The sequence below is a fragment of the Pseudomonas sp. PAGU 2196 genome, from assembly GCF_022179005.1.
In the GTDB taxonomy this organism is placed as follows: domain Bacteria; phylum Pseudomonadota; class Gammaproteobacteria; order Pseudomonadales; family Pseudomonadaceae; genus Aquipseudomonas; species Aquipseudomonas kermanshahensis.
Window position 1 is genome coordinate 26,054 of the sequence record NZ_BNTL01000040.1, and the last position, 11,247, is coordinate 37,300.

General features: G+C 65.7%; 5 protein-coding genes. 2 read left to right on the forward strand and 3 right to left on the reverse strand.

Going from position 1 to position 11,247, the window contains the following annotated elements:
* Positions 1-55: 55 nt before the first annotated feature.
* Both MFF34_RS26675 and pbpC read right to left on the reverse strand, forming a co-directional pair.
* Entirely contained in the window at positions 56-1,729 is a 1,674-nt protein-coding gene (locus tag MFF34_RS26675; RefSeq protein WP_238217513.1) for a ShlB/FhaC/HecB family hemolysin secretion/activation protein, read from the reverse strand.
* 93 nt (positions 1,730-1,822) lie between these two features.
* Complete coding sequence (pbpC, locus tag MFF34_RS26680; RefSeq protein WP_238217514.1) at positions 1,823-4,177, reverse strand: peptidoglycan glycosyltransferase PbpC; 2,355 nt, start codon at positions 4,175-4,177, stop codon at positions 1,823-1,825.
* A 77-nt stretch (positions 4,178-4,254) separates the two neighbouring features.
* Between pbpC and MFF34_RS26685 the strand changes: the two genes are divergently transcribed.
* Positions 4,255-4,548: a hypothetical protein gene (locus tag MFF34_RS26685; protein ID WP_027594960.1), complete on the forward strand. Its 294-nt coding sequence runs from the start codon at positions 4,255-4,257 to the stop codon at positions 4,546-4,548.
* A 135-nt stretch (positions 4,549-4,683) separates the two neighbouring features.
* On the opposite strand, the gene MFF34_RS26690 is transcribed toward MFF34_RS26685, so the two are convergent.
* Entirely contained in the window at positions 4,684-9,594 is a 4,911-nt protein-coding gene (locus MFF34_RS26690) for an alpha-2-macroglobulin (protein WP_238217515.1), read from the reverse strand.
* Between the two features lie 184 nt (positions 9,595-9,778).
* Between MFF34_RS26690 and MFF34_RS26695 the strand changes: the two genes are divergently transcribed.
* The gene (locus tag MFF34_RS26695; protein WP_238217516.1) at positions 9,779-11,116 is read left to right on the forward strand and encodes an MATE family efflux transporter; all 1,338 of its coding nucleotides are present in this window, start codon (positions 9,779-9,781) and stop codon (positions 11,114-11,116) included.
* Positions 11,117-11,247 lie beyond the last annotated feature (131 nt).

Below are 11,247 nucleotides of genomic sequence, written 5' to 3' on the forward strand. Positions count from 1 at the left end.
TACTGGCCTGTCAGCGGCATCCGAGTTGCCGTTGATAGGCCATTAGCCCTAGGGCTCATTCCATCTGGTAGGTAAGGCTTAGCGTCACGCGTGGCCCGCGGCTCAGGCTATCCAGGGCAACATCGGCCAAGGGCTTCGCGACCTCCACCGCCAAATTGAAGTAGCGCCCATCCCCCAGCCGCAGCCCTAGGGCAGCGGACGCCATGTGGGCATCCTCGACATTGCCGCGGTTGTACCAGGCCTGGGCAGCATCGAGTACCGCATAGGGTTGCAGCACCTTCAGCCAGTTGCCGTTGGGCCGAACACTGTAGCCAAGCTCGTACGCCACACCCCAACCCTTGTCCCCCGCTGCCTGGTCGCGTGGATAACCGCGGCCGAAAGTTTGCCCGCCAAACACCGCCCGCTCGCTGTCGGGCAGTGTGTCGTCACTCCAGTACAAGGCACCAGAGGCCACCCCCTGCCAATCATTGAACAACGCGTCGCTCTGCAAACCCGAGAGGCGAAAACGCAGAAAGTCCAGGTCATAGTCGGCATCGCTGCGCGCCCCCAGGTAATCCAGGCCTTGATAGACACCGGCACTGACAATACGCAAGCGACGACCGTCGACCTTGCGCCAATTGCCTTCAAATGACACCGCGCGTACGTAGCTGTCGTACGCGTGTGACGGCAACAGCCCCGCAGGCCGATCTTCGAGGTGCTCACTGATCGCATAGAAGCGCCCCGCCACCGTCATCCACTCATCGGCCTTGACGATCAGCGGCTGGCCAAGGCCAACCGAATAACGCTCGCTTTCACGCTGCTGAGTCAAATCGCTGCCGTCCTCCAGCCGAATTCGGGTGCCCGGCGTGCTGCGATAGCGCGAAGCAGACACCAGCAACTGGCTGCCTTCAGCATCCAGGTACTGGCTGTAGTCCAACCGCTGGTAATGCGCCTGGTCATCGCCGGGCGGCAGCAACACGCTTGCCTGAAACTGCTCGGCATAGCGGGTCTGGGCGTTGCTGGTGACGGTGAACAGCGCCTGGGCGTCCTCACGGCTGCCATCGCTTACGGTAACCCCAGCGGCGAACGGCGTACGCCGCGCATGGACCGTCAGCTGAGTAGCGCCCTCAGGCGACTGCGCCGCAGCCAATTCAGCGTCCACCGCCACGCCGGGGAGGCGCTCGGCGAGGCCCAGGTAGTGATCGAGTGTTTCCCGCGTCAGCGGGCGTTCCGCCTGCAAGCGCTGCAGCAACTGCTGCAGGTAGGTGCGGGCCGAGCCGATGTCGCCCTCCAGCCGGTACCCGTGGACATAGCCCTCGACCAACACCACCTCAACACGGCCGTCAGCGACATCCTGCGGCGGGAGGTAAGCGTACGACAGCAGGTAGCCTTCTTGCCGGTAACGTTGAGTAAGGCGCGTGGTGAACTGCTGCAACTCGCCCAGCGTGGTTTCACGCCCGATCAACGGCTGGTAGTGGTCACGCAGGTCACTCAAAGGGAACACCGTCCCCCCTTCGAAGCGCACCTTGTGCAACACCAGCCGGGTCTCCAGCGGCGCCCAGCCTGCCGCGCTGGCGTTCGGCAGCGCCAGCCGCAGGTGTGGGGCAAGTGGGCGGTAGGTGTCCAGGGGCAGGTTGGCGGCGAGCAGGCGACGCTCGTTTTCGTGGCTGTCGAGAAAGCCCGGCAACGGCTCCGCGCGGGCCATCAAGGCCCAGGGCAGCAACAAAAGAGGCATGACCAGAGGACGCATAGGACGCTCCATGATCCCTCGTGTACCGGGGCGCCAGCCGGTCACACCCGTCTTGTGCAAAGCGTAGGTGCTGGCCCGGCAATCGTCGAACGGCTACTCGCTGACCTGAAACGCCACCCGCGCGGTCTCGCCACTCTCATCCAGCGCGCTGAGCTCGATCTGCCCGGGCCGTTCGAATCGTACCCGCAGGCTGTCCTGGCCTTGGGTCTCGCCCAACGGCTGACCGTTGAGGAACCACCAGCGCCGCCCGCCGCCGCCCAAGGCGGAAACGTGCAATTGCAGCGGTTCGCTGCTGGTTGCCGGACGGCGGAGGTTGTCCCCCGGGCGCACGCCGACAATCGACAGCGGGGGTGCGCTGGCGGGTGCCTGCGGTGGGCAGGCCGGGTCTACTGCCGGCAGGCGCGCTGCACGCCGTTCGACCCTGGGCAGCCAAGGCTCCAGCGGGGCGGGCCAGAGCGCGATGTCGCGTACCTTGGCCCCCGGGCAACTGCCGTCGACCCGCAGCCCTTGCGCATTGACCCAGACGCGCTCGCGCAGGCCCAGCCCGAGCGGCTGATCGGCCGCCTGCAAGGTCGGCGGTGTGGTGCCGTCGAGGGTCCAGGCAAAGCGCTGGCGGCGGCAGTTGGGGTCTTGCCGATTCATCGGCTGGCCCAGCGGCCAGCAGATGGCTGCCACGCCGATGGTAGGGGGCACCTGCTCGACCGGCACGCTGATACCGCGCTGGGCATCGCGGTTGCTTAGCAGGTCATGCACCTGAAGCATCAACGGCGCCGCCGAGGCCAGGCCGAACTGCCCGGGTACCGGTGTGCCGTCGGGGCGGCCGATCCATACACCAATCAAGTAGCGCGGGCCGACCCCAATCGACCAGGCGTCACGAAAGCCATAGCTGGTACCGGTCTTCCAGGCCAGTTGCGGGCGCTGCACCAGTTCGGCGTGCGGGTCGCGGTCGGGGCGTGCCTGGCCGCTCAGAATACGCCGGATAATCCACGCCGCCCCTGGCGACAGCAGGCGTCGCTCTACCAGCGGGTCCTGCGGCTGCAGGCGGATGCGCGCACTGTTGCCGGCCCGGGCCAGCGCCGCATACCCGCCGACCAGGTCTTCCAGGCGGCTGCCCGCACCCCCGAGGATCAACGACAAGTTGGGCTCGGCCAAGGGCGGCAGCATCAGCGGCATGCCGGCCATGCGCAATTGCGCGGCGAAGCGTTTCGGGCCATACGCTTCCAGCAACTGAACGGCCGGCAGGTTGAGCGAGAGCGCCAGTGCCGAGCTGGCCGACACCGGCCCGCTGAACCCCATCGAGAAGTTGCCGGGCCGATAGTCGCCGTAGCGCCTGGGCACATCCTGCAGCAGCGATTCGGAGTGGATCAGGCCGTCATCCAAGGCCATGCCGTAGAGGAAGGGTTTGAGCGTGGAACCGGGCGAGCGCAATGAGCGCACCATGTCGACGTGGCCGAAGCGGCGTGCGTCGCTAAGGTCGATCGAACCCAGGTAGGCGCGCACTGCCATGGTCTGCGCCTCGACCACCAGGATCGCCGCCGACGTGCGCTCCGGCAGGCGTGCGCGCCAGCCCAGCAGCAGGTCTTCGAGGCGCCTTTGCAAGGCTGCGTCTAGCGTGGTGCGGATTAGCGGTGGGCTATTCGCTGTGTTCAGCCGCCGCGCCAGCAACGGTGCCAGTGCCGGTTCCTGACGTGGCGCCAGCAGTAAAGGCTCCTCGGCAGCTTCCTTGAGCTGCTGGGCTGGCCATACCTGATATTCCTCCAGGCGCTGCAGCACTTTGTCGCGCGCACGCTGGGCACGCTCGGGGTGGCGGTCCGGGCGCAAGCGGCTGGGTGCCTGGGGCAGCACCGCAAGCAGCGCCGCCTCGGCAGGTGTCAGGTGTTTGGGCGATTTGCCCAAGTACGCCCAGCTGGCGGCTGCCACGCCCTGCAGGGTGCCGCCGAAAGGTGCACGGTCGAGGTAGATCTGCAGGATTTCGCGCTTAGACAGGTGCCACTCCAGCTGCGCCGTACGCCATAACTGGCGCAGCTTGCCGGCCAACGTCCGGTCATGCGGATCGAGCAGGCGCGCCACCTGCATCGACAGCGTACTGCCCCCCGACACCACGCGCCCTCCGCGCAGGTTCAGCCAGGCCGCACGGGCCAGGGCCAGCGGGTTGACCCCAGGGTGGCGATAGAACCAGCGGTCCTCGTAGGTCAGCAGCGCCTGCAGGTACAACGGCGAGACCTCTTCCGGGCTGACCGGGTAGCGCCACACGCCATCGGCGTCGGCAAAGCGCCACAACGGCGTGCCGTCTTCGGCCAGCACCACCCGCGCCAGGTCGTCGCCGGGCATGGGCAACGGCCAGATACGGTCGGCCAGCCACACCAGGCCCACAGCCAGGACCAGGGTGATGGCGCTACCACGCACAATCCTGCCCGCACGCGTGCGCGGCCGCGCTAAGCTTGGCATCGGGAACCGACTTGGCCAACTGATGGCCAAAGGCTTGGGAACGGCAACCTCGCCGGTGTGTTGATCAGGAAGCAACTATGCATGTAGAAGATTTTTTCGGGTGGCTGGGCCACGCACTCGGGTCGTTGATCCGCTTTATCGTCGACGCATTGAGCGGGCTGTTCAACCTGCTGGCCAATGCCGGCGGCAATTTCATCGATGGCCTGGCACGCACCCTGGGCATGGACACCTCGCTGGTCAGCATCCTTGCCCTGGTCGTCGGCCTGATGCTGCTGTACTCGGCAATCCGCGCCTTCATGCGCGCTTCGATCATCCTCGGGATCATCTGGTTGGTGCTGGGGTTGTGGGTGATGAGCTGGGTGATTCACTAAAGGCCATCGCCGCACCTCGCAGTGTGTGTGTAGGAGCAGCCTTGTGCTGCGAAGAGGCCGGTATGAGCAACGAAAATCCTGCTGCCTGTACCGGCCTCTTCGCAGCACGAGGCTGCTCCTACAAGAGGCAGGCTTTTAACGGGCTTTGACGGTCATCTCGCCTTGCCCATCGCCCACTGCCTGCAGGTTCGGGCGGTACATCGACTCGACCTGCGGCGGTGGCACACGGTAGGTGCCCGGGGTTACTGCCCGCGCCAGGTACAGCAGGTGCGTGGTGCCATAGCTGTCCAACTTGAGCGCTGCGACGTAACGGTCATCGCGGTACTCCTGGTGCAGCACGCTGGCGTTCTGCATCGACTCACGCCACGCCTTCACGGCACTGCTGGCATTCTCCAGGCTGGCCGCACTTTGTGCCAGGTTCTGGTTTTCCAGCTCAAGCCCCGCTGGCAGCAAATCTACCACCAGCGCATCCGGCACACGGTCTTCGGCCTTGAGGGCCAGGTGCACCAGCACCAGGTCGCCGCTGCGCAGGTTGTGCAGGTCCAACGCCTGTCCATTCATGCCCAGGTACTCACGACGAATCTGCAGACCATTGCCACCGGCTGCCGGCGCTTGGCGCGGGTAGCCAGACAGCGTCAGCTGCTGGTAAAGCGTCTCGCTGCCTTCGTTTTTCACCGTCAGCGGCGACGCCAGCAGCGGGCCTTCGAGCTTGAGGCCGGTTTCCGCATTGTTGAACTCGCGGATCTCGCCCGCGCTGTCCAGACGCGCCTGCCACTTGCCTTCCGGCTTGCCGAGCAAACCACGGCCAGCGAGGAACAAAGCGTTACGTTCCTGGGTAGACAGCCAGCGGTTGGCCGCCAACTCGTCCGACAGTGCGAACAGGCGTTGGTCGACCTGCTTGCTGGCCAGGTTGCTCTCCTGCAACAGCGCCAGAATCAGCGCCTGGTCACGCAGGCTGCTGCCGTAGTCAGCCATCCAGCCTTTGCTGCGGCCAATACCCAGGCCGGCTTGCAGGGCCTGCTCGGAACGCGGCTTGTCGCCCATCTTCTCCAGCGCTACTGCCAGTTGCACCAGCGGCAAGCCGGAGCGGGCGTCGGCACGGCGTTCGAACAACCCGCGCAAGGCACCCAACGGCGCCTGCTGGCTGCGCGACAGAACCAGGGCAGCATAAGCCTGCACGGCGAAGCGGGTATGGTCAGCGTTCTCGCTGTAGTCCACCTCGATCAGGTTGCGTTCCTGCAGGTAGCGCAGCAAGCGCTCGTTGGCCTTCTTCAGCGCCTCGGCGGGCACGCCGTAGCCCTGGTCACGAGCACGCAGCAGGAAGTCGGTGACGTAGGCGGTCAGCCAGTACTCTTCTTCGCTGTCCGAACTCCACAGGCCGAAGCTGCCGTTGTAACGCTGCATGCCCAGCAGGTGCTCGATGCCCATTTCGATCTTGCGCTTGCGCACGTCGGCCGGTTCGCCCTTGATCCCCAAGCGTTTGAGGCTTTCGGCATCGGCGTAGAGCGACGGATAAAGGCCGCTGGTGGTCTGCTCCAGGCACCCATAGGGGTAGGCTTCGAGGGCACGAATCTGTTCGGCCAGGTTCAGCGGCGGCCGGCTCGACAAGACCAGGCTCGCTTCAAGGCCCGCCGGTTCGAAGGCAGCCAGGTCCGCCTCGGGCAACGCCCATGGCTGGTCCTTCAAGGCAACCCGGTAGTGCTTGAGCATCGCCGGATAAGCCGGACGCACACCCAAGGTCCATTCACGCTCGAAGGCAGTGGCCGGCTCGTTTGGCAGTTGCAGGCCATTGACCCGCACGCGCACCTTGCCCTGCCCCAGGCCGCCTTGGGCCTGCACCGGAATCATCAGCGTGCGGCGTTGGCCTTCGTCCAGCGCGACGCTTTGCACCGCGCTCGCAACCAGGCTCAACTGGCCTTCGGTGCTGACCTCGACATTCAGTTGCTGGGCCCGGCCCGACAGGTTGGCCAGGTCCAGCGCCAGGCTGGTGCGGTCGCCACCGGCCAGGAAGCGCGGTGCCGAAAGCTCGGCGATCAGCGGCGCAGCCACCACCGTCTTGCCCTCGGCCACGCCGAAGTGGTCTTCGGTCCAGGCCTGCGCCATCAGCCGCAGTTCGCCATTGAAGTCGGGGATGTCGACCGTGGCCTGGCCCTCGCCCTTCTCGTCCAGGGTCACCGGCAGGCTCTGCTGCGCGACGATGGTCACCGTGGTGTTGGGGCGTTTGCCACCCTTGGCCATGGCCGCGTCACCGCCAAAGGCCAGGCTGGCGAGGCGGCCCTGGCCGGCCTCGATCAACTGGCCGTAGATGTCCAACTGGTCGGCGCCATACGCTTTGCGGCCGAACAGGCTGGTGAAGGGGTCGGGGGTCTTGAAGTCGGTGATGTTGAGGATGCCCACATCAACTGCCGACAGCAGTACATGCACCTGCTGCCCCGCAGCCGCGGTGCTGCCATCGGCATTGGCCACCTTGAACTTGACTGTCAACGGCTGCTTGGGCCGCATCTTCTCCGGCGCCTGCAAGCTGACCGCCAGCTTTCGCTCGGCCCGGTCGAGTGGCAAGTGCAGCACTCCAACCGCGCGTTTCGGTGTGGCATTGGCCTTGCGCTCACCGGGGCGAATCACCAGGGCGCTGATATACAGGTCGTGGCGTGCCCACTTCTTGTCCAGTTGCACGTCGAAGGTCTTGCCTTCGGCTGGCACCTCGATCTCTTGCCACCACAACGGTCCATCGCTGGACTCGATCATCAGGTAGCCGCTGCCGGCGGCAGGCGGGGTCACCGTGACTTTGGCGGTGGCGCCATCGGCGTAGGACGGTTTGTCCAGGGCCAGCTTGACCTGGTCCGGGCGTACTGCGCCGCCTTCGGCGTTGTCCTGGGCGCGATAGCCCGCCCAGAAGCGCTCGCTGGACACCAGGCCAGTCTCTGGGTCTTCGACCTCGACCCGGTAAGGGCCCCACTCGACCTGGAACGACAACTTGGCGGTCGAGCCGGCCTTGACGCTGACGGTCTCTTCGCTCTGGGTGAGGAATTTCTCGTTGTAGTTGTAGCTCCAGCCGTCGCTCTGCGAGTAGTTCCAGTAATAGTCACGGCGCTCGCGAATCAAGCGCACCTTGAGGTCGTTGGCCGCCAGCTTCTTGCCATCACGGTCAGCCACCAGGAACTCGAATTCCACCGGGCCGTCACTGTCGGTTTCCTCACCTTCGAACAGGCCGCGCAGGCCCGGCAAGCGTTCGACAGGCCAGATCGGCTGTTCCAGGCGACGGGTGATCGGCCGGCCACCGGACTCCTGCAGGCTGGCCTGCACGGTCAGTTGCAGTGGCGAGCGGGCTTCGGCCCAGCGGCTTTCGATATCGACCACTGCCTTGCCGGCCTGGTCGAGGGTGACTTCGTCCAACTCCAGGTCCTGGTTCAACTCGGTTTCGGTGACCGAACCGAACTGGTAACCCGGCAGCGCCGGCACCGCTTCGCGCAACGGGCGCACGTAAGCTTGGCCACTCAGCCGGTTACCCGCAGCCGGCGCGCCGTAAAGGTAGCGGCCATTGACCTGGATGTGGGCGTCCTGATCAGGCGCAAGCGGTGCGCTGCTGCCTTTGAGCTCCAACGCCAAACGTTCGGGGAGGAAGTCTTCGACCAGAAACTCGTAGACCTGCTTGCGCCCGCCCCCCAGGTCGAGCAGCAATTGCCAGCGACCGGTCGGCGCCTCGCTGGCCAGTTGCAGTTGGTACTGGTAGAGGCCACTGCCATCCGCCTCCCAAACAAACTTGCGGCTGACCTGCTCATCGGGGCGACGCACTTCCACACTGACCGGTTGGGCCTTGACCGGCTTGCCATCCTGGTCGCGCAGCAGGCCGTTGAGCGGCACGGTCTCACCCGGGCGATACAGGTCGCGCGGGCCGAAGATGAACAACTGCAAAGGGTTGGCTTGCGGACCGGTGATATCGAATTCGGCCAGGTCCAGGGCTGCAGTGTTCAGGCGCAGCAACGTGGTGTGCACGCCTTGCGTGGCAATCAGGGTATCGGCCTTGGGCGTGATCGGCAGTTCGGCGTGGCCGTCGCCATCGGTCTTGGCCTGGGCCAGCAACTTGCCCTTCTCGTCATGCACCTCGAGGTTGACGTCTTTCATCGCCTTGCCGCCTTCCAGGGCTTGGGCGAACACGTCGAGGCGGTCGCGGTAGCGGTGCGCAGAGACGCCGATGTCACTGAGGCTGAACAGGGTCGCCGGCTGCGAGTAATCGTAGGTGCCCGAGGCACGCATCACTGCCAGGTACACGCCCGGTTCCTGCAGCGGCTTGATCCCGGCGATCGGCAGCAGCACGGTCTCGCGGGTGTTGCGCGCGGGGTTGAGATCGAAGCGGCCGCTGTAGACCAGCTCGGCCATGTCCAGGGTTTCTTTGGACTGGTAGTAGTACAGGCTGCTGTTACGCCCCCAGTTGACCAGGAAGGTCGAGAGCATCTCGGGCTTCACGCGGAAGAACTCGACATCGACCTTGTCGACGTTCAGGGCGATCACCGGCAAGCCCTCGGCCAGCCGCGTTGGCAGCAACGAACCGCGGCTGGCAAAGCCGATGGTCGGCTGCATGTCGCGGGTTTCCAGGCGGGTGACCGACTCGCTGTCGAGCGCGTTGCCATTGACCGCCAGCAGGCCTTTGTCGACCGTGAGCACCAGCTTGCGCTGTGGCTCCAGGTGGCGCAGGCGCAGTTCCATCTGGTTGTCGGAGAGTTCCCAGGCCCCGTCGACCTTGCCTTTGACGGTGTCGACCAGGTGCAGTTTGCCGGCGAAGTCCTGTGTGGCATCCAGCGGCGCGGAGAAGCTGATCGACAGCGCGCTGGCGCCGTCCAGCTGCACTTCCGAGACGTCCAGCACCGTGAGCGCCCGGCCCTCGTAGCGCTTGGCGAGCACGGCAGGGTCTTCGCGCTTGGCCGCTGGGGCCTCGGCGGGCGCGGTGGCTGCCGGTTTATCGGCCGGCGCGGGTTTGCCCGGCGCGGAGGAGTCACAAGCACTGAGCAAAGCCAGCGCGCAGGCCAGCAACAATCCTTTGTTGAACATGGAGTAGGAACTCTTAGGCAGCGTGTACGTGAGGGCAGCAACTATAGCGCAACGACGGGCGCGTCACCCGCCGTGTAGCGCCGGGTGAGACCGCGTTCGCGCGAATTGGTTGCCTGGCCGGTACACTGTGGCCTGCGAAAACTGCGGGGGCTGCTGTGCAGCCCCAACATCTTCAGGACACTGCATGACCTCACTGACCACCGACTGGCGCGACCGCCCTACCCACCGCAAGGTCTGGGGCCTGGCCGCACCGATGATCCTCTCCAACATCTCCGTACCCCTGGTGGCGCTGGTCGACAGCACCGTCATCGGCCACCTGCCCCACGCCCACCAGCTGGGCGCCGTTGCCGTGGGCGCCACGCTGTTCACCTTCATGGTTGGCCTGATGGGCTTTCTGCGCATGGGCTCGACCGGCTTCGCAGCCCAGGCTGCTGGGCGCGGTGACGGCGCGGCGTTGCGCCAGGTGTTGGTGCAAGGCCTGCTGCTGGCCCTGGGCTTTGCCGTGGTCATCGGCCTGTTGGCGCTGCCCTTCAGCCAGTTGGCGCTGCACGCGATGCAGCCCAGCGCGGCGTTGCAGCAATCCACCGAGGATTTCTTCCACACCCGCCTGCTCGGGCTGCCTGCGGCACTGGCCAGCTACGCGCTGGTCGGCTGGTTCCTCGGCACCCAGAATGCCAGGGCGCCGCTGGCCATCCTGCTGACTACCAACCTGCTGAACATCATTCTTAACCTGTGGTTTGTGCTCGGCCTGGACTGGGGGGTGCTGGGTTCAGCGCGGGCCTCGGTGATTGCCGAGTGGAGCGCCGCACTGCTGGGCCTGGCCCTGACCCGCCCGGCCTTGCGCGCGTACCCCGGGCACATCGCCTGGGCGGCGCTCAAGCGCTGGCAAGCCTGGAGGCCGCTGCTGGCCGTCAACCGCGACATATTCCTACGTAGCCTGGCATTGCAACTGGTGTTCCTGCTGATCACCGTGCAAGGCGCCCGGCTGGGTGAAGCGACGGTGGCAGCCAACGCCCTGCTGCTCAATGGCCTGCTGCTGACCGCCTACGCGCTCGACGGGCTCGCCCATGCAGTCGAGGCCTTGTGCGGCCATGCCATCGGCGCCCGCGACCGCGATACGCTCCGCCGCTCGCTGGTAGTAGCGTGCGGTTGGTCGCTGATCACCAGCGTTGGCTTTGCCGGGCTGTTCCTGCTGGGTGGGCACCTGTTCATCGACCTGCAGACCGATATCGACAGTGTGCGGGTGGCGGCTTATCCGTACCTGCCGTACTTGGCGCTACTGCCGTTGATTGCGGTGTGGAGCTACCTGCTCGACGGGTTGTTCATCGGCGCGACCCGGGCGCGGGAGATGCGCAATGCGATGCTCGCGTCGGTGGTGATTGCGCTGCCGGTGGCGTGGGCCATGAATGGGTTTGGCAACCACGGCTTGTGGTTGGCGTTTCTCGGGTTCATGGCATTGCGGGCGGTGACGTTGGGGTGGGTTGGGTGGCGGTTGCAGCAAAAGGGGCTGTGGGTTCAGTGATTTTGGGGCTGCTTTGCAGCCCATCGCGACGCAAGGCCGCTCCTACACGGATGCGCGTTAATCGGTAGGAGCGGCCTCGCGTCGCGAAATGAGGGCGCAGCCCTCACCTGCTGCCTCACAGCCAAACACAA

Excerpts from the sequence above, each read along its gene's own strand:
- MFF34_RS26675 (WP_238217513.1), bottom strand. The coding sequence starts at position 1,729 with ATGCGTCCTCTGGTCATGCCTCTTTTGTTGCTGCCCTGGGCCTTGATG.
- pbpC (WP_238217514.1), bottom strand. The coding sequence starts at position 4,177 with ATGCCAAGCTTAGCGCGGCCGCGCACGCGTGCGGGCAGGATTGTGCGT.
- MFF34_RS26685 (WP_027594960.1), top strand. The coding sequence starts at position 4,255 with ATGCATGTAGAAGATTTTTTCGGGTGGCTGGGCCACGCACTCGGGTCG.
- MFF34_RS26690 (WP_238217515.1), bottom strand. The coding sequence starts at position 9,594 with ATGTTCAACAAAGGATTGTTGCTGGCCTGCGCGCTGGCTTTGCTCAGT.
- MFF34_RS26695 (WP_238217516.1), top strand. The coding sequence starts at position 9,779 with ATGACCTCACTGACCACCGACTGGCGCGACCGCCCTACCCACCGCAAG.